The sequence below is a fragment of the Bacteroides helcogenes P 36-108 genome (assembly GCF_000186225.1).
Classification (GTDB): Bacteria; Bacteroidota; Bacteroidia; order Bacteroidales; family Bacteroidaceae; genus Bacteroides; species Bacteroides helcogenes.
The window spans coordinates 2,863,918-2,883,342 of record NC_014933.1 but is presented as its reverse complement, the minus strand read 5'-3'; the positions used below and the strand labels follow the sequence as shown (position 1 = coordinate 2,883,342).

19 protein-coding genes and 1 riboswitch are annotated in these 19,425 nt (G+C 44.3%); of the genes, 5 read left to right on the top strand and 14 right to left on the bottom strand.

The window, feature by feature from the left end:
* Positions 1-20: 20 nt before the first annotated feature.
* Complete coding sequence (locus BACHE_RS11750; RefSeq protein ID WP_013547930.1) at positions 21-467, bottom strand: NanQ anomerase/TabA/YiaL family protein; 447 nt, start codon at positions 465-467, stop codon at positions 21-23.
* Between the two features lie 32 nt (positions 468-499).
* A complete protein-coding gene (locus BACHE_RS11745; protein ID WP_013547929.1) occupies positions 500-1,165 on the bottom strand; it encodes a DUF2461 domain-containing protein in 666 nt (221 codons plus the stop codon).
* A 301-nt stretch (positions 1,166-1,466) separates the two neighbouring features.
* On the opposite strand from BACHE_RS11745, the gene BACHE_RS11740 reads away from it, so the two are divergent.
* Positions 1,467-1,694 carry a DUF6965 family protein gene (locus tag BACHE_RS11740; RefSeq protein WP_013547928.1) on the top strand — a complete coding sequence of 76 codons (228 nt, stop codon included), beginning with the start codon at positions 1,467-1,469 and terminating at the stop codon, positions 1,692-1,694.
* 16 nt (positions 1,695-1,710) lie between these two features.
* Here the strand turns inward: BACHE_RS11740 and BACHE_RS11735 are convergent, their stop codons facing one another.
* The 11 genes from BACHE_RS11735 to fabD all read right to left on the bottom strand — a co-directional run bounded on the left by BACHE_RS11735 (position 1,711) and on the right by fabD (position 12,551).
* A complete protein-coding gene (locus BACHE_RS11735) occupies positions 1,711-3,408 on the bottom strand; it encodes an alpha-amylase family protein (protein ID WP_013547927.1) in 1,698 nt (565 codons plus the stop codon).
* Positions 3,409-3,439: 31 nt separating this feature from the next.
* Positions 3,440-4,249, bottom strand: a complete 810-nt coding sequence (locus BACHE_RS11730; RefSeq protein ID WP_013547926.1) for a patatin-like phospholipase family protein — start codon at positions 4,247-4,249, stop codon at positions 3,440-3,442.
* Positions 4,250-4,327: 78 nt separating this feature from the next.
* The gene (gene thiD, locus BACHE_RS11725) at positions 4,328-5,143 is read right to left on the bottom strand and encodes a bifunctional hydroxymethylpyrimidine kinase/phosphomethylpyrimidine kinase (RefSeq protein ID WP_013547925.1); all 816 of its coding nucleotides are present in this window, start codon (positions 5,141-5,143) and stop codon (positions 4,328-4,330) included.
* A gap of 17 nt (positions 5,144-5,160) precedes the next feature.
* Positions 5,161-5,751: a thiamine phosphate synthase gene (locus BACHE_RS11720; protein WP_013547924.1), complete on the bottom strand. Its 591-nt coding sequence runs from the start codon at positions 5,749-5,751 to the stop codon at positions 5,161-5,163.
* A gap of 39 nt (positions 5,752-5,790) precedes the next feature.
* A complete protein-coding gene (locus BACHE_RS11715; protein WP_013547923.1) occupies positions 5,791-6,489 on the bottom strand; it encodes a HesA/MoeB/ThiF family protein in 699 nt (232 codons plus the stop codon).
* The gene (gene thiH / locus BACHE_RS11710) at positions 6,479-7,630 is read right to left on the bottom strand and encodes a 2-iminoacetate synthase ThiH (protein ID WP_013547922.1); all 1,152 of its coding nucleotides are present in this window, start codon (positions 7,628-7,630) and stop codon (positions 6,479-6,481) included. Before thiH ends, BACHE_RS11715 begins: the two co-directional genes overlap by 11 nt.
* A gap of 76 nt (positions 7,631-7,706) precedes the next feature.
* Positions 7,707-9,419, bottom strand: a complete 1,713-nt coding sequence (gene thiC / locus BACHE_RS11705) for a phosphomethylpyrimidine synthase ThiC (RefSeq protein ID WP_013547921.1) — start codon at positions 9,417-9,419, stop codon at positions 7,707-7,709.
* Positions 9,420-9,656: 237 nt separating this feature from the next.
* The gene (locus tag BACHE_RS11700) at positions 9,657-10,433 is read right to left on the bottom strand and encodes a thiazole synthase (RefSeq protein WP_013547920.1); all 777 of its coding nucleotides are present in this window, start codon (positions 10,431-10,433) and stop codon (positions 9,657-9,659) included.
* A gap of 20 nt (positions 10,434-10,453) precedes the next feature.
* The gene (locus BACHE_RS11695) at positions 10,454-11,128 is read right to left on the bottom strand and encodes a thiamine phosphate synthase (protein ID WP_013547919.1); all 675 of its coding nucleotides are present in this window, start codon (positions 11,126-11,128) and stop codon (positions 10,454-10,456) included.
* Positions 11,125-11,322 carry a sulfur carrier protein ThiS gene (gene thiS / locus BACHE_RS11690; RefSeq protein WP_013547918.1) on the bottom strand — a complete coding sequence of 66 codons (198 nt, stop codon included), beginning with the start codon at positions 11,320-11,322 and terminating at the stop codon, positions 11,125-11,127. The genes BACHE_RS11695 and thiS overlap by 4 nt, the downstream gene beginning before the upstream one ends.
* 76 nt (positions 11,323-11,398) lie before the next feature.
* Positions 11,399-11,489, bottom strand: a riboswitch (TPP riboswitch).
* 174 nt (positions 11,490-11,663) lie between these two features.
* Positions 11,664-12,551 carry an ACP S-malonyltransferase gene (gene fabD, locus BACHE_RS11685; protein ID WP_013547916.1) on the bottom strand — a complete coding sequence of 296 codons (888 nt, stop codon included), beginning with the start codon at positions 12,549-12,551 and terminating at the stop codon, positions 11,664-11,666.
* Between the two features lie 346 nt (positions 12,552-12,897).
* Here fabD and BACHE_RS11680 point away from each other — a divergent pair, with 346 nt between their 5' ends.
* The 4 genes from BACHE_RS11680 to xylE all read left to right on the top strand — a co-directional run bounded on the left by BACHE_RS11680 (position 12,898) and on the right by xylE (position 18,085).
* Positions 12,898-13,629 (top strand): NUDIX hydrolase, encoded by a 732-nt coding sequence (locus tag BACHE_RS11680; RefSeq protein ID WP_013547915.1) that lies wholly within the window; start codon positions 12,898-12,900, stop codon positions 13,627-13,629.
* A 45-nt stretch (positions 13,630-13,674) separates the two neighbouring features.
* The gene (locus BACHE_RS11675) at positions 13,675-15,162 is read left to right on the top strand and encodes a xylulokinase (RefSeq protein WP_013547914.1); all 1,488 of its coding nucleotides are present in this window, start codon (positions 13,675-13,677) and stop codon (positions 15,160-15,162) included.
* Positions 15,163-15,211: 49 nt separating this feature from the next.
* Positions 15,212-16,528 (top strand): xylose isomerase, encoded by a 1,317-nt coding sequence (gene xylA, locus BACHE_RS11670; RefSeq protein WP_013547913.1) that lies wholly within the window; start codon positions 15,212-15,214, stop codon positions 16,526-16,528.
* A 69-nt stretch (positions 16,529-16,597) separates the two neighbouring features.
* Complete coding sequence (gene xylE / locus BACHE_RS11665; protein WP_013547912.1) at positions 16,598-18,085, top strand: D-xylose transporter XylE; 1,488 nt, start codon at positions 16,598-16,600, stop codon at positions 18,083-18,085.
* A 91-nt stretch (positions 18,086-18,176) separates the two neighbouring features.
* Here the strand turns inward: xylE and BACHE_RS11660 are convergent, their stop codons facing one another.
* Entirely contained in the window at positions 18,177-19,376 is a 1,200-nt protein-coding gene (locus BACHE_RS11660; RefSeq protein WP_013547911.1) for an alkaline phosphatase family protein, read from the bottom strand.
* Between the last annotated feature and the right edge of the window lie 49 nt (positions 19,377-19,425).

The following is a 19,425-nucleotide window of genomic DNA, read 5'->3' as shown; positions in this document are numbered from 1 at the left end:
GTTTTGGGTATTTGATATATTTATGCTTTTACTTTCACTATTATTTTCTTGACTCCGACTGGGGTGATACCAGGAGCATGTCCATCTTGGGGAAAGAATATAACGAACATGCCGGGGCTAACCTTAATATAGTTTTTGGCCGATCCCTCGAAGAAAGTGATATCTTGTTCTGTATCATAGGGCGTATTTGCTGGGGCACAATCTTCTGCAGCAGTATAGCCTATCATTTCAGTTCCGGAAAGTGGAATCTGTATATCAATGAATTCTTTGTGAGTTTCCAGTTTGGCTTCTTCTTGAGTCTTGGCTTCCGTTTGTGCCACATTCACAAACAAATCTTTGTTTTTCAATTCTATTTTTCCAACTTCCAATGTGTTCAGATCATGTGATTTTAAAAAATCAATGGCTTGCGCAAACAAGGGATTAAGCGAAGCATATTTTTCTATATTTTCTAATTTGTCTATAATCATAATTCAAATGTTTTAAGTTAGTTCATAGGTAATTATTCGAAGTCGTCAATAGTGTAATTTACAAAATCAGAGAAACGTTTCACTTGCCTAAAGATGTCATCTGTATGATCCAGAAAATCAGAAGTGAGGAAAAAACTGTCAGGTTGGCGGCAGGCAACCGTATATTCCTTACACTGCAAGTATTTTAAATATGGATAGTCTTTGGGAAAGCCTTTGGGGGCAGACTTCAGAAAAGTCTCTCCGATTATGGGAAAGTATTTCATAAAAGAAGGATCTTCCACAATACTACGGAACTCGTCCATATTATCATATACAGCCTGACGCAATGCTTTTAATAATGGTGAGGGAGGGCAGTAACTGCCTCCTGCAAGCAGGCAATTGTCCGGTTGCAGATGTATGTAATATCCGCAATGGTCGGATTTCTTTCCTTTGGCATTGATGTAACCCCCGAAATGATTTTTATATGGGGTCTTATCTTCTGTAAAACGGGTATCGCGATAGATACGATATGTACAGTCCTTAGCCTCTATACCACGTATACTCTCATCAAACAAAGAAATACGGGAGATAATGGTTGTAAGCAAATCTTCAAACTCAGTACGGGCAGTTTCATATTGTTCCCGATGAGAATTGAACCATTCACGATTATTGTTTGCGGACAGTTCCTTTAAAAATTGAAAAATAACAGGGATATTCATATCATTTTCTTTCCTTATTATATCTGCCAAATTTACGGATTATTTTCTAACATTCACCATAGAAGAGTAAAAAAAAGCATCGGCTCTGGTAAACCGATGCTCTTTACACATTTATCAATCAAACAGACGCTTCTGTTTTTTGATGTACTTACTTGTCACAAGCGGGTACGTCTCCTTTAATTAATCTTATATCTAATACTATGAAAAACACAATTATAAAACGTTTCATACACATTTTTTGTTCACAAAAATAAGGGTAAATTTTGTATTTATTATATCTTTGCAAGAAAATTCGTTAGATATGGCAGAATATAAGTATGATGAAGGAAGTATCAAACTACTGATGGATTGGGCGAAAAGCATGAATTTTCCTCAACAGGTAAAATTAAACGAAGCTGAAAATATTATTGATGTGAAGCGATATGTGCAAGCGAATCTGAGTGATATAAACACACATTATCCGGATGAATTTTATAATCCAGCCATAACGCGCTTGTATATCCTGAAAGAAAAAATGGAGGGAGGATGAATCCATGCTCCCCTCCTTATAGTTTTATTTTTAATATCTTTCCGCTATATCCGCCAACTGAAACAGTTGTCGCTTTATAAGGAAGCAAACTGATCATTTCTTCTTTTCTGCTAAGTAGATCTATGGCTTTACACCGATCTATTTGTGGTATTTGTAAGAAGTCGAAAGCATGGGCGGGAATGTTGACGGCGAGTTCCACTGACATGTGGTCGAAGTTTACAACAAAGAACAATAGTTCTCTTTCGAATTTGCGTAGAAAGGTATATTGCTTGTGCTCATTAAAGTGCCAGCCGTTGACATTGGCATACATCAAATCAAAAAAATCACCTTTCGCGATAGCTGCTTCTTTATTGCATAGAGTCAATACCTGTTGATAGATACTGTATAGGTATTTTTGATCCTCTGTCAACATCTTACCGTCAAATTTACCACCGTTGCGCCAACGACGGATAGTGTCAACACTCCAATAGTCGAATATTGTGGTACGTCCGTCTCGTCCGCTGAAACCTTCACTGTCCATACCCAATTCTCCGAATTCCTGTCCGAAATAGATCATCATCGGATTGGTATTCATGCAGGCTGATACGATGAGTGCCGGAATGGCTTTACGGGGGTCGCTGGCAAAGAAGTCAGAGGCAATGCGCTGTTCATCGTGATTCTCAAGGAAATTCAACATTCGCTTTTCTATGCCGCCCAGACTTTGCCAGGAATGGGTAATGGCAGTCGCAGACTCGCTTCCGTTTATCAGGGCGCGGAGGGTATCGTACAATCCCACTTTGTCATATAAATAATCAAACTTTCCACGGAACAAATAATTGTGGTATTCTTTCGGATTATAGACTTCAGCTATGAATAATAGCGAGTTATATTGGGCCTTGACTTGCGGGATGGCCCATTCCCAAAATTCAACGGGAACCATTTCTGCCATGTCGCAACGGAAGCCGTCAATCTCTTTCCCTGCCCAGAAGAGGAGGATATCCAACATTTTAGTCCAAGTATCGGGAATAGGGCAGAAGTGGCATGTGCCGCCGTTCTGATAATCCACGCCATAATTCAGTTTTACGGTTTCGTACCAATCATTGATGTTGGGATATGCATCGAAGCGATTGTTTCCGGTTGCTCTTGCTGGACATTCCTTATAGGATTCAGTGGCAGCACCTTTCATGTCGAACTGACCGTGAAGTTCAGACTGTGGAATGTAATAGAAGTTATTGTAAGGGCTGAATGCATAGTTGGAGTCATCATTGGCTCCAAGCTGTGAAGTCCCATCAGGCTGAGCATCCGAGTGGTATTGACGGGCAACGTGGTTGGGCACAAAATCAATAATGACTTTCAGGCCGCTGCGATGTGTACGTTGCACAAGGTTCTCGAATTCCTTCATGCGTTCGGGGACGTCCTTGGCCAAATCAGGATCTACATCATAGTAATCTTTAATGGCATACGGAGAGCCGGCTTTTCCTTTTACAATGGCCGGATGATCGGGCTGGATATTATAGCGCCGATAATCGGTCTGAGTAGCGTGCTCTATAATGCCGGTGTACCAGATATGCGTAGCACCCAGCTTTTTTATTTCGCTCAAAGCTTTGGAGGTAAAGTCGGCCATTTTGCCACACCCGTTCTCTATGATGTTTCCGTTGTTGATGCAGTGATTATTATTGTTTCCGAATAACCGGGTGAATACTTGGTAAATAATCAATTTGTTTTCGTTTCTCATTTTCTTGTTATTTAGAGAATGGTTATTTCTGTTATTCTTTCCAGATAGTGCCTTTGTCCACTAACAGCCGTTCCAATGTGTCATTAGCAGCATTGTAACCTTGCATGAATATTTCTTCCGCCTTTTCCAGTTCTGTATTGCTGTATCCATCCAGATTGTAGGGCTCTACCAATAGGTCAGCTTTTTCGCGTTCGGCAAAAGAGTTGGAGCGAAACATGAAGTTGTATGAGCGAAGGGCAATGCTGACAATGTTCATCTTATATTTGGTAGCCATCAGTGGGCTGACATTGACTGCCACTACTTTTTCGCAAATGCGGCGAATGGTGGATACCGGCAGGTTCATCAGCAGACCACCGTCCACGTAGTGAGTTCCTTCTATCTTGACGGGGGCAAACAATACGGGCATACAACATGAGGCAGCAACGCGTTCTGCGATGTCTCCTTTATGGAAATGTACCGAACGCCCATGGTCCAGGTCAGTGGCGGTAATGATCAGAGGAATTTGCAGTTCTTCCAGTCTTTTGGCTTTCAGGTTGCTCTTCAGAAAACCAATGAATTCTCCTAACTCGAACAATCCTACTTTGGGAATAACTAACTTGGTGAGATCCTGAAATTTGTGTCCGGAAAAATAGTCCAATACCTTATGCGGTTCATTACCATCGGCATAAAATACCCCGGCCAGCGCGCCGGCACTGACACCTGAAAGAATGTCGGGTTTGATGTCGTGTTCCAGCAGGGATTGAATTACTCCTAAATGGGCAAAGCCTTTTATAAAGCCGCCGCTTAGTGCAAAGCCTACGGGATATTTTTTTGTGAACCGGTTATTCGTTGCTATTTCCATGTTGAGAATGATATCTATTGTCAGGGCACGAAATTACTGATTTTCTTGAAGGGAGAAAGGAATTTGAATAAAAAATGTTCAAATCAGAGGTGGAAAATGCCATAAGGGGCCGTTTCCATGTCCTATATGTAGTCCCTTTCCATCGGTGATGGCGTCGCCGATGTACTTCTTTGCACGGCGGACTGCTTCATCCAAATCGTTGCCATAGGCCAGAAATGTGGCTATGGCAGAAGATAGCGTACATCCTGTGCCGTGCAGGTTGCGACTCAATATTTTGGAGCCGGTAAATAGTATGGGAGTCGCATTCTCTGTGGACGGGAGGTTGCAGTGCAACACATCACACATTACATCCCCGTCCAAATGTCCTCCTTTGATAAGGAAGGACGTGCCATATCGCTGCGACAGCTCTTGTGCGACTTGCTCCATGTCTGCCACTGTGGTCACGGGCTTTGCGCATAGCAGGCCGGCTTCAGCGAGGTTCGGGGTGATCAGGGTGCAAAGCGGGAAAAGAAAGTCCTTGATTGTCTGCACGGTTTCTTCTGCCATCAGGCGGCATCCGCTGGTGGCAATCATAACGGGATCGTAAACAACGAACCGAGGGCGGTATTTACGCAGACATCCGGCTATGGCATGCACTATATCGGCATCATGTACCATGCCTATTTTTATGGCAGTTGGTTGCAAGTCGTTCATGACGGATTCTATCTGCATACGTACCATGTGGGCGGACAGTGGAAATACGGCCTGTACGCCAAGAGTGTTTTGAGCTGTGACGGTCGTAATGGCCGAGGCGGCATATCCCTTTAAGGCGGATATGGTTTTGATGTCGGCTTGTATGCCTGCACCGCCCGAACAGTCGGAACCTGCGATAGTGAGGATTACAGGAGGATTCATAAGGATATGTATAGGTTTTAAGGGTTATAAGATTGCCTGAGTTCGAGGAAGTGACTGACGACATCGCTTTTCTCCCTGTTCCAGATGTCACCTAACAAAGCGGCTCCACCGAATCCCAGAGCCTCTATTTTGCGCAGACAACCTGCCGTAATGCCACCCAGTGCCATGACTTTGGAGTCGATGATGCCGACTTTCCGTGCTTCACAGAGTTCCCGGTGGGAGAATGCGGAGGCATAGCCTTCTTTGGAGATGCTGTCGAATATGGGACTGAGAAATACATAATCGCAGGCGGATTTATACTTTGCTACTTCATTGAGCGAGTGGCAGGAGAGGCTGACGTGTCCCACATATCCATGAGGTACATCGGGGCTTCGCCTGTTCAGGTGGATTCCTCTCAGGTTAAAGACGGATGCCAGGTGGAAGTGCTCGTGGATGACGATACGCTGCATGTACTGCTCCGGCAATTGCCGGAGCAGGTGTTCGGTTTCTTCGGCAGAGGCGCCGGGCTTGCGAAGATGAAGCACCTCCAAACCCGCACGAAAAAGGGAGGTGATTTCCTTTGCTTCTCCCTCAAAGAAGCAGGGGGTGGTAATGACGATCAGTTTCATTGCTTTCTTGGTTATATAGTACGTCATTTATCTATTTTGCTATATCGTCAGGATGTATGATTGCATGGCTCTCAGGTCGATGGTCCAGAGTTTTCCCGTCAATGGGGTTCCGTAGCCGCAAATCAGTTTTATCACTTCGTTAGCTTCCACGCTTCCCACAATGGCGGGGGCGGTTCCGATGATCGATTTTCCGGGAGGGGGCATGCTCAGGGTTTCCTCTTCATCGGGATAGAGATCCCGATATGTTTTTGGAGAATCGCCGTGGCAGAGTACGGCGACCTGCCCATCCATCTCTCGGACGGCTCCATAAACATAGGCTTTGCCCTGAGCCGCACAGGCGTCACTCAGCAGGTAGCGTGTAGCAAAATTGTCGCATCCGTCCACCACGATGTCATACCCTTGTATTACTTCGTGGATGTTTCCGCTATGCAGACGGAAAGGGTGGGGCACTGCTTGCACGTCTCCGTTGAGTGCCTGTAGCCTTTGGGCTGCACAGCAGGCTTTCTTTTGCCCCACTTCTGCTTCGGTGTATAATACTTGGCGGTGCAGATTGCTAATGCTGACATTGTCATCATCTGCCAGCCCCAATGTGCCCACGCCTGCACCGGCAAGGTAAAGGGCGATGGGAGAGCCGAGCCCGCCCATGCCGGCTATCAACACTCTGGCCTTACGCAGTTTCTCTTGTCCGGCTTCGCCTATCTCCGCAAGGGAGGTTTGGCGGATATATCTATCGTCCATGATTCGTTAGAGAAGCAGGGGTAAACTTTTCCAGACTCACATCCCAGTCCTTCCACACTGGTTCGCGCCCCAAGCGCCGCAGGGCGGCATCCACTTCCGTAGCTTTACGTTCATCGCTCACGTGGAATTGCTCCAATGTTTGTGGATAACTATAATATCCACCCGGCTCCGTTTTGCTTTCGGCACTCATGGTGGTTACACCGAGTGTGGCCATATTATTGCGTATGGAGGCGGGTTCACGGGTGGAGTAGGAGATGTCCACATCATGGTCGAAGATACGCATGGCAAAAGTGACTTGTGCCAGCTCGCGATCACTCATGACGACGTTCGGCTGGAATCCACCGTTTTCGGACGGGCGCATGCGGGGAAAGTTGACGCTGTATTTTGTTTTCCAATAATGCTTCTGAAGATAGCGCAGATGGTGTGCCATCATGCAGATGTCTGTTCTCCATTCTTTCTCCAATCCGATGAGTACTCCCATGCCGATGGAATGGACTTCGGCCTGCCCCATGCGGTCGAAGCCGTTTACACGCCACTCGAACTTGGACTTCATACCACGGGGATGATAGATGTTGTAATTCGCCTTGTGGTAGGTTTCTTGGAAGCAGATAACGCCGTTCAATCCATGTTCCTTCAGCGTGGCATATTCTGCGGCCTTCAGGGGCATCACTTCAATCTTCAGGTTGCTGAAATAAGGTTTTGCCAGGTCCAGCGCACGGGCAATGTAGGGCACACCGGCCACGGCGGGATTCTCACCCGTTACCAGCAGCAGGTTCTCGAATGGAGCCAAGCGCTTGATAGCTTTATATTCGTTCACTATTTCCTCTTCCGTCAGTATGGTACGGGGCATGGGATTGGTGATGTGGAAACCGCAATACACGCAGGAATTGGTGCAAGAGTTGGTGATATACAGTGGGATGAACATGGAGATGGTCTTGCCGAAGCGTTCTTCGGTGTATCTCTTGCTCAGGCGTGCCATCGTCTCTAAATAAGGCGTGGCGGCGGGCGAGATGAGTGCCATGAAATCCTCCACATCACAATGTTCTTTGGACAGCGCACGGCGCACGTCAGCATCCGTTTTGGAGTTGATGCGTGCTGTGGTTTCTTCCCAGGATATCTTTTCTAATTCGTCTGAAAACATGTTTTCTATGTTTAAGGGGCTCATTTTCCTTGAAAGAAGAATGAGGGATGTTTCACAAATAATATGAATGATAATTTTAGAACGGTTTTCCGTCCTTTTTGGGAGAACTGGAACTTTTTAGTTCTCTCGACAGTCGCATGGCGCAGAAGTTAGGCCCGCACATGGTGCAATACTCTCCGTCCACGTGATGTCCGGCACGGAAATAGGTTTGTGCACGTTCCGGATCAAGTGAAAGGTCAAACTGGTCTTTCCAACGGAACTCGTAACGGGCCTTGCTCAGTGCATTGTCGCGCACCTGTGCACCGGGATGTCCTTTGGCCAGGTCGGCGGCATGGGCGGCTATCTTGTAGGTGATGACCCCCACACGCACATCTTCTTTGTCAGGCAGAGCCAGGTGTTCCTTCGGGGTGACGTAGCAGAGCATTGCCGTGCCCAGCCAGCCTATCTGCGCTGCACCGATGGCGGAGGTAATGTGGTCGTAACCCGGTGCAATGTCCGTCACCAAGGGGCCGAGCGTATAGAACGGTGCATTGTGGCATTTCTCGATCTGGCGTTCCATGTTCTCCCTGATTTTGTGCATGGGCACATGACCGGGGCCTTCAATGAATGCCTGTACATTCTTGTCCCATGCACGCAGCACGAGTTCACCCATCGTGTCGAGCTCGGCAAATTGTGCTTCGTCGTTGGCGTCGCAGGTGGAGCCTGGACGCAATCCGTCACCCAAAGATACAGCTACGTCATATTGCGCCAATATATCACAGATGTCGTCAAAGTGTTCGTACAAGAAGCTTTCACGGTCATGCTCTAAACACCATTTGCTCATGATGCTTCCGCCGCGGCTGACGATGCCGCAAAGACGCTTGTCGGCCAGATGCACATTGTGGCGGCGGATGCCTGCATGGATGGTGAAGTAATCCACGCCCTGTTCGCATTGTTCGATGAGCGTGTCGCGATAGATTTCCCAAGTCAATTCTTCCACCCGGCCGTTCACCTTCTCCAGTGCCTGATAGATAGGTACAGTACCCACCGGGACGGGACAGTTGCGGATAATCCATTCGCGCGTCTCGTGGATGTTCTCTCCGGTAGAAAGGTCCATCAGCGTGTCACCGCCCCATTTGCAACTCCAGAGTGCCTTTTCTACTTCTTCGTCGATGCTCGATGTTGTGGCCGAATTGCCGATGTTGGTGTTGATCTTCACAAGGAAGTTGCGGCCGATAATCATCGGTTCGGCTTCGGGATGATTGACGTTAGCGGGAAGCACAGCACGTCCTTGGGCTATCTCTTGACGCACAAACTCGGGTGTGATGTGTGTTTCTATGCCCAATTCGGCACAGTTCATGTTCTCACGTATGGCCACATATTCCATTTCGGGAGTGATGATACCCTGTTTGGCATAATACATTTGGGTGCAACATTTGCCCTGCTGCGCCCGATAGGGCAGGGCAATGTGTTCAAAGCGGAGTGCATCAAGCGATTGGTCATCGCGGCGCATGCGCCCGTATTCGGAACTTACTTCGGGAAGCCGTTCCACATCGCCGCGCCGCAGTATCCATGGTTCGCGCAAGCGAGGAAGTCCTTTCTTCAGGTCTATCTCAACGGCAGGGTCACTGAATGCTCCGCTGGTGTCGTAGATGTAAATGTCCGGATTGGGGGTGATAACCTTTTCTCCATCTATAAAGTTGGTGCTTGGCACTTGTTCCACCTTGCGCATACCCACACGGAGTTCCGGATAAATACTTCCCGGCAAGTAAACCTTTTCGGAACGTGGGAATTTTATTTTTTGTTTCATGTCAGATAGATTATAATGTAATATTTTTTCCTTTCCTGTATTTCGTGATATTTTAGAACTTTTTTTCTTTTCAGTAAAACTCCGGAGAAGATTTACTAAAACTTCGGGAGATTTTTACTAAAAATCCGGAAAGGTTTTACTAAAAAATTTCTTCACCGCTGGTAATGGCCTGAAAGATATTTTTTCTTTCAGGCCAAAAAAAGAGAAAAAGAGCCTTATTTGTAAAATAATCGGCTTTTATTCATTCAAAAATGCCGTCAATGGTGAGCTGGCTTCGGCCAGAAAGTTGTCTGTCTGTACTCCCAAGCCCGCCTCGTATGCCGTACGACCGGCTTCCACTGCTTGCTTGAAGGCTTGTGCCATGTTCACCGGATTGCCTGCTACGGCAATAGCCGTATTCACCAAGCAAGCAGATGCGCCCAGCTCCATGGCTTCGGCGGCATGGCTCGGAGCACCGATACCGGCATCCACTATCACGGGGATGTTGACTTGTTCAATGATGATGCGCAGGAAGTCACGGGTTTGCAACCCTTTGTTTGTGCCGATGGGTGCACCCAACGGCATCACCGTAGCGGCGCCTGCTTCCTCCAGTCGCTTGCAGAGCGTAGGATCTGCCTGACAGTAGGGGAGCACCACAAACCCCAGTTTCACCAACTCCTCCGTAGCTTTCAGTGTCTCCACAGAGTCAGGAAGCAGATAGCGCGGATCGGGATGTATCTCTAATTTCAACCAGTTTGTGCCAAATGCTTCACGCGCCATTTGTGCAGCAAATATGGCTTCCTCGGCATTGCGCACGCCCGAAGTATTGGGCAGGAGCTGTATATGGGGGTGCTGTATGTGCTTCAGCATATCATCCTCTTTATTGTCTAATTCGATGCGTTTCATGGCGACAGTTACCATTTCTGTGCCGGAAGCCAAGACAGACTGTTCCATCAGTTCATTCGAGTTGAATTTTCCGGTTCCCAAAAACAAACGTGAGCTGAACTCGCGCCCTGCGATAATTAATTTATCCATATCTTCTTTTTCTTAAATGATTATTTGCAATGATTGATTGTCCGGTTGGCTTCCGCAACGGTTCTTTTCATTTCTTCTATTGGATTCTTTGCCCGGAGCACGCTACCGGAAAGAGCAATACCTGTTACGCCCGTCTGCATGATTTCCTTGATATCATCCGGCATTATGCCGCCGATGGCCACTATGGGCAGAGAAATGTGGCTCGCTTCCATCCGTCTGACGATGTCGGCGTAACCGTCCGTGCCCAATATCGGACTGAGATTCTTCTTGGTGGTGGTGTAGCGGAAAGGACCGCAGCCAATGTAGTCTGCCCCAGCCTCATAGTGTTGCCGCACATCCTCAAAAGAGTTGGCTGTTCCGCCTATGATATACGTTTCACCCAAAATGCAGCGTGCATCGGCAATGGGCATGTCCATCTTGCCAAGATGCACGCCATCGGCGTATATCTTGGCAAGTTCCACGTGATCGTCGATGATAAAAAGTGCTCCCTGCTGTTGGCATAACTGCCGGACCTGGCGTGCTGTGGACTCCACTTCTTCAAGGGGAGCATCTTTCATGCGCAGTTGTATCCAGCGACAACCACCCTCAAGTGCTATGCGTGCAGCGTCTAAGTAGGAATAGCATTCGGTGTAGTGCGTGATGAACTGAACGTTTCCGTTTTTCCTTATCAATGATTCCTTTTCCATCGTCTTCATCCTCCGCAAGCTGCTTTGATGACAATGACAGACATCCCTTCTTTCAAAGCAAACTGTGTCCATTCCGTTCGTGAAACCATGTGATTGTCCACAGCCACGGCAATGCCATGCGATGGCAGCGATAACTCCTCGATAAGTTGTGAAAGGGTAATGGCAGCGGTCTGCACCTCTTTGCTGTTTACTGATACATTCATTCTTTTTCTTGTTTTTAAAGATAAAAAAATAGCGGGTAGTAAATACAAAGAAGTTTCCGTTGCGGAAATATCAGAAAAGAAAACAATATCCAATTCCTACGGCAGTACTAACTGCATCAGGTTCGAGGGTATGATCTCAGCCCGTCCGGGCACCCCTTTGTCTTTACGGCAACAAAGATATAACTAATTCTTTATTTTACGATATATTGATGCTTAATTTATACGTGTATGCAAGATGTGCTATGTGTTAGGTCTTTATTTTGTACATTCATAAAAAAGGGAACCGCTTTCATGCAGAAAGCGGTTCCCTTTTTTATGAATGTACAAATAGCAAGCAAAAACTATGCTATGCCGTGAGCATCGACTTCCGGAGTTATTTTCTTGATGAGGCCTTGCAGCACTGCACCCGGTCCACATTCCGTAAAGTCTGTAGCACCATCGGCAACCATATTCTTAACGGTTTGAGTCCAACGTACGGAAGCTGTCAACTGGGCAACCAGGTTCTTCTTGATTTCAGCCGGATCTGTGTGAGGTAGGGCATCCACATTCTGATAAACCGAACATTTAGGAGCATGGATTTCAGTAATGTTGATGGCTGCCTCCAGTTCCACCTTGGCAGGATTCATCAGCGGAGAGTGGAAAGCACCGCCCACTTTCAAAGGCAACGCACGTTTTGCACCAGCGGCCTTCATTAGTTCGCAAGCCTTTTCGATACCTGCGATAGAACCGGAAATTACAATTTGTCCCGGACAGTTATAATTGGCAGCAACACATACTTCACCTTCGGCACTTACTTGGGTACAGATTTCTTCTACCTTCTCATCCGGCAAAGCAATAATGGCAGCCATTGTGGAAGGTTGTGCTTCACAAGCTTTCTGCATTGCCATAGCGCGCGCATAAACCAACTTCAAACCATCTTCAAAACTCAGAGCACCGGCAGCAACCAATGCGGAGAATTCACCCAATGAATGACCGGCCGTCATTTCGGGTTTAAAATCATCTCCCATACACAAAGCGGAAATTACGGAGTGGAGGAATACGGCAGGTTGAGTAACTTTGGTCTGGCGCAGATCCTCATCCGTACCGTTGAACATAATATCTGTAATGCGATATCCGAGAATATCATTTGCCTTCTCAAAAAGTTCTTTGGCTAAAGCTGAATTTTCGTACAGGTCTTTTCCCATACCTACGAATTGGGCCCCCTGACCCGGAAATACAAATGCTTTCATATTTACTTGTTTTTTTATTTAAATAATAAAAGGTGTCGCAAAGGTAGAGGTTTTTCTGATATTCACCACACAAAATATATTTTTTGTGCAATGCTCATCTGTTGTGCTGTGCTGAAATACAATATGGGTATGTGACTTGTTTTTGATAATGATGTATTTACAACTTTCAATTCTTTTACAAAATAACATATTGTACTTTATACTATAACACGCGATATGATATTGTAATAAGTACGATATGTATATTATTGTAAAATAATTATTTATACTATTAATAAAATGTTGTTATATCTATTGTAAATTAGAAAAACCTCTTTATATTTGCAGCGCTTAAAACAAATATATTATGCAAGACATTGATTATAGGACGCCGTTAGCAAACAATCACATTTCTGTAGATTGTGTAGTGATTGGCTTCGATGGAGAACAGTTGAAAGTGTTGCTGATAAAACGGGCAGGCGAGGAGGAAGGAGAAGTGTTTCATGACATGAAGCTGCCGGGAAGCTTGATTTATATGGACGAAGATCTGGATGAAGCTGCCAAAAGGGTATTGAATGAACTGACCGGGCTGAAAAATGTAAACCTGATACAGTTCAAAGCATTCGGTTCCAAAAACCGTACAAAAGACCCCAAAGATGTGCACTGGTTGGAGCGTGCCATGCAGTCTAAAGTAGAGCGTATCGTTACCATAGCCTATCTTTCCTTAGTAAAAATAGATCGGACATTGAGCCGTGACCTGGATAATTATCAGGCCTGTTGGATAGCTATGCACGATATAAGAGCCTTGGCATTTGATCATAATCTGATTATCAAAGAGGCCATGATATATATACGTCAATATGTTGATATAAATCCGTCTTCTTTGTTTGACTTGTTGCCACGTAAATTTACAGTCTCACAACTGCGCACTTTATATGAACTGGTATATGGCAGAAAAATAGATGTACGCAATTTTCATAAAAAAATAGCTTTCATGGAATATGTGGTTCCCTTGGAAGAAAAACAGCAGGGAGTAGCCCACCGTGCGGCGCGTTATTATCGTTTTGACAAGAAAATATACAATAAGATCAGGAGATAATCAGATTTTTAAAGGAAGGTTAATTCTTTAAATAAAAATAATACTATGTACCTATTAGGTTATGACATTGGTAGCTCGTCCGTCAAGGCGAGCCTGGTAAATGCAGAAAGCGGTAAATGTATATCATCCGCTTTTTTCCCGAAAACGGAAGCGGAAATCATCGTAGTAAAACCGGGATGGGCAGAACAAAATCCTGAAGATTGGTGGGAAAATCTAAAGTATGCCACATTAGCTATACTGGCAAAATCCGATGTGAAGGTTGAAGATATAAAGGCCATCGGCATTTCATATCAGATGCATGGACTGGTATGCGTGGATAAAAATCAGGAAGTGTTGCGTCCTGCTATCATTTGGTGTGATTCAAGAGCTGTTTCTTATGGACAGAAAGCTTTTGAAACATTAGGGAAAGAGAATTGCCTTTCTCATTTACTCAATTCTCCAGGCAATTTCACTGCATCTAAATTGGCGTGGATTAAAGAAAATGAACCGGACATTTACGAAAAAATACATAAGATAATATTGCCGGGTGATTATATAGCCATGAAGTTGAGTGGCACGATTTGTACAACGATTCCCGGCTTATCTGAAGGTATGTTCTGGGATTTCAAGAATGGTCAGGTCGCAGATTTCTTGATGAAATATTATGGTATTGATATGTCTTTGATTGCCGACATTAAGCCTACTTTCTCCGAACAAGGTCGCGTTAGTGCGGCCGCAGCCAATGAATTGGGACTGAAAGAAGGCACTCCGATTACATATCGTGCCGGAGATCAGCCCAACAACGCGTTATCACTGAATGTGTTTAATCCTGGAGAAATAGCCTCTACTGCGGGAACGTCTGGTGTGGTATATGGTGTAAATGGTGAAATGAGTTATGACTCCAAATCACGTGTAAATACATTCGCACATGTTAATCATACTACCGGGCAAACTCGTTTAGGTGTGCTGTTATGCATCAATGGTACAGGGATTCTGAACTCATGGATAAAACGTGTGATAGCTCCCCAGAATCTTTCTTATGATGATATGAATCTATTGGCAGCACAAGCTCCTATCGGTAGTGCAGGTATCAGTATTCTGCCTTTCGGCAATGGCGCCGAACGTATGTTGGAAAATAAAGAGGTAGGCTGCTCCATACAGGGAATTGACTTCAACCGGCATGGTAAGCAACATATTATCCGCGCTGCTCAGGAAGGCATTGTTTTCTCTTTTAAATATGGAATTGATATCATGGAGAGCATGGGCATTCCGGTACGAAAAATTCATGCAGGTAAGGCAAATATGTTTCTCAGCCCTCTGTTTCGTGAAACTTTGGCAGGCGTAACGAATTCCGTCATTGAATTGTATGATACGGATGGTTCTGTGGGGGCTGCCAAAGGTGCTGGTATAGGTGCAGGTATTTATAAAGACAATAATGAAGCCTTTTCTACACTTGAAAAACTGGAAGTAATAGAGCCGGAACAATCCGATAGCCAGACTTATGCAGATGCTTATGCACGCTGGAAATATAGTTTGGAGAAAGCAATGAAATGAAAAAAGAATAACGACTAAATATATTAATCCTTAAAAATAAATTAAGATTATGGCAACAAAAGAGTATTTTCCCGGAATAGGAAAGATTAAATTCGAAGGCAAAGAGAGTAAGAATCCGATGGCGTTCCGCTATTATGATGCAGATAAAGTAATTATGGGCAAGAAAATGAGAGACTGGCTGAAATTTGCTATGGCATGGTGGCATACTCTTTGTGCAGAAGGCGGAGACCAATTTGGTGGTGGTACAAAAAAATTTCCTTGGAATGGTGATGTTGACAAAATACAAGCAGCCAAGAATAAAATGGATGCCGGCTTCGAGTTTATGCAGAAAATGGGAATAGGCTACTACTGCTTCCATGATGTTGATCTTTGTGCGGAAGCCGATACTGTGGAAGAATATGAGACTAACCTGAAAACTATCGTGGCCTACGCTAAACAAAAACAAGCCGAAACTGGAATTAAACTGTTGTGGGGTACTGCCAATGTATTCAGTCATGCCCGTTATATGAATGGCGCAGCTACCAATCCTGATTTCGATGTAGTGGCGCGTGCAGCAGTTCAAATCAAGAATGCGATTGATGCAACAATAGAATTGGGTGGTACAAACTATGTATTCTGGGGTGGACGTGAAGGATATATGTCTTTGTTGAACACAGATCAAAAACGTGAAAAAGAGCATCTTGCACAAATGCTGACTATTGCTCGTGATTATGCACGTAGTAAAGGCTTTACAGGTACGTTTCTGATTGAACCAAAACCAATGGAACCGACAAAACATCAGTACGATGTAGATACTGAAACCGTCATCGGCTTCTTGAAAACTCATAATCTGGACAGAGATTTTAAAGTAAATATTGAAGTAAACCATGCTACTTTGGCCGGCCACACTTTTGAACACGAGTTGGCCGTTGCCGTTGACAATGGTATGTTAGGATCTATCGATGCCAATCGCGGCGATTATCAGAATGGTTGGGATACCGATCAGTTCCCCATAGATAATTTTGAATTGGTTCAGGCTATGATGCAGATTATCCGTAATGGTGGCTTAGGTAATGGCGGTACTAATTTTGATGCTAAGACTCGTCGTAATTCCACTGATTTGGAGGATATTTTCATTGCCCACATCGCAGGTATGGATGCTATGGCTCGTGCCCTGGAGAATGCAGCCCGATTATTAGAGGAATCTCCTTATAAGCAGATGCTGGCCGATCGTTATGCTTCTTTTGACAGTGGCAAAGGCAAAGAATTCGAGGAAGGCAAACTGACCTTGGAGGATATTGTGGCTTATGCAAAAAACAATGGCGAACCGAAACAAACCAGTGGAAAACAAGAACTATATGAAGCAATCGTTAATATGTATTGCTGATAATCAATTGATTGGTGATTAGTGTTAACTAATCACCAATTTTCCTTTAACTTCCTAATCTATTTTATTATGAATGATACAGAAAAAGGCAGCAAAGTTTATCTCTTTTTCATTGTGCTTGTAGCTGTTATCGGTGGCCTGCTTTTTGGGTACGATACAGCAGTTATTTCAGGTGCAGAGAAAGGACTTCAGGCATTCTTTATGGGCGCCTCTGATTTTGTTTACACAGACACGATTCACGGTATAACTTCTTCCAGTGCACTGATAGGATGTATCATAGGTAGTGCATTTTCGGGGATTTTTGCCTCAAGTTTAGGGCGTAAAAAATCGCTCTTTATTGCTGGTATATTTTTCTTCTTGTCTGCATTGGGCTCTTATTTTCCCGAATTTTTGTTTTTTGATTATGGTGTTCCTTCTTACTCGCTGCTCATCGCTTTTAATTTCTACCGGATATTGGGAGGCATCGGTGTGGGATTGGCATCAGCCATATGCCCGATGTACATTGCGGAGATAGCGCCGAGCAACATACGTGGTACTTTGGTGTCATGGAATCAGTTTGCTATTATTTTGGGACAGTTGGTTGTTTATTTCGTGAATTTCTTGATATTGGGTGAGAATGTAAATCCGGTAATCAAAGTGGTTGGGGGAATTAATGAGATTTTGAACCCGGAAATTGCAAGATGGACCATAGAAACCGGATGGCGTCTGATGTTTGCCAGTGAAGCCGTTCCTGCCGGAATTTTTGCATTACTTGTGTTGTTTGTTCCTGAAACTCCGCGTTATCTTGCTATGTCCGGTAAAGATGAGAAGGCTCTATATATACTCCAACGTATCAATGGTTTATCACAGGCTAAAGTGATTTTGTCGCAAATTAAGGCCACAGCAGAAGAAAAGACAGAAAGGCTGTTTACTTATGGTTGGATGGTTATTTTCATCGGAATTATGTTGAGCGTATTCCAGCAAGCAGTAGGTATTAATGCCGTACTTTATTTTGCTCCTCGAATATTTGAGACAATGGGGATGGGAAATCCTATGATCCAGACCATAATTATGGGTGTTATCAATATCTTATTTACACTTTTGGCTGTCTTTACCGTTGAGAGATGGGGACGTAAACCGTTACTCATTTCCGGCTCTGTCGGCATGGCGATAGGGGCATTGGGAGTGGCTTTATGCAATATTGTAACCGGGCTTGCTCCGATTGTTTCTGTTGTTTGCATTATGGTTTACAGTGCTTCCTTTATGTTCAGTTGGGGACCGATTTGCTGGGTGTTGATTGCAGAGATTTTCCCGAATACCATTCGCGGAACGGCTGTTGCCATCGCTGTTGCATTTCAATGGATATTTAACTTTATAGTATCTTCAACTTTCGTACCTATGTACAATATGACATTAGGCGATATGGGTGACAAGTTCGGACATATGTTTGCTTATGGTTTATACGGTTTTGTTTGCGTAATAGCAGCTTTGTTCGTATGGAAACTTGTTCCCGAAACCAAGGGAAAAACTTTGGAAGATATGACAAAGTTATGGAAAGAGAGAAGAAATGAAGTATAAGATATATGTTTTCGAAACTCATTTGATCAATAAAAAAGTACGGCCTTTTAGACCGTACTTTTTTATTTCAAGAGAGAAACAATAACGTATATTATTTCAATATATCTTTTATTCGTTTAAAATTCCCATCTGTTTTCTCCGGAACAATCTGCAACAAATAGGCAAGTAGAGGATAAATATCTACATTGACAAAACCTTTTGAAGTGTATCCTTTTTTGAAGTCCGGACCAATGGCACGGAATATGACCTGCATATCGGAATACTGAGGAAAATATCCATGAGCACCTTTATGACTTCGTGCTACATCGGTAAATTGCCACCCCAACTCCGGAGCTACCACAATGTCACCGATACGGTCACTGCTACCATAATTCAGTTCAACTGGAATTTCTTCTTTTTTCCAGACACGGATATGATCTACATCTTTCAATGCATTATAAATAGAATCGCGATAGCCTTTCTTTGAGAAGATGGAGGTCGGGGTACGACCGTCTATTACTTCATACCATTCGGATTTTAAGTACCTATTCATATCTACAACACGGTCTTTACTGATTTCGGTCATTCCATGATCTGAAGTCACTATGAGATTAATATCTTTCGCAAAAGGAAGATTCCATAGTTTTGCAAGTAATACCCCTATCAACTTATCCATACGTTCCACTACGATTCCTGTTTCTTTGCTTCTCGGGCCATTATGATGTCCGCTGCCGTCCGGTTCTTCAAAATAGAGCATAACTAAACGGGGACGTTCTTCTTCTGGTTTCTTTAACCAACTCAAAACGCTGTCTATACGTTGTTCAAAAGTAAGGAAAGGCTTTTCCGACCACTTTCTGTAATAGGTTGGATATGTATTTTTAATGGCAATGTCCGAACCTACCCAATACATATTTCCTGTTTTTATACCTTGTTTCTGAGCTGTCACCCAAATAGGTTCTCCCGAATAATATTGCGGATTATAGCGGGTGGCAGAATCTCCCATAGAGTATTGACGGTTGTATCGTGTATCCCAAAAGGTGTTGTTTATGATACCATTATGGTCTGGTACTAATCCGGTAGCAATTGTGTAATGATTCGGAAAAGTAGATGCCGGATAGGAAGGCAGCATAACGGCTTTTACTCCTTCATGGGCCATGCGATCCAAGTTGGGAGTATTATACATCATGGGGTAATCCCAACGAAAACCATCGAGTGAGACAAGGATGGTATAGCTTTTTTTCGAATTTTGAGCATTCAGGGGTACTAATATCAATAGTACCAAGCAAAGTGCACTTACAATGATTCTACGCATATCTTAATTTATTTTTTGAGTAGTATAATAGCAAAAGTAACTGAAATAA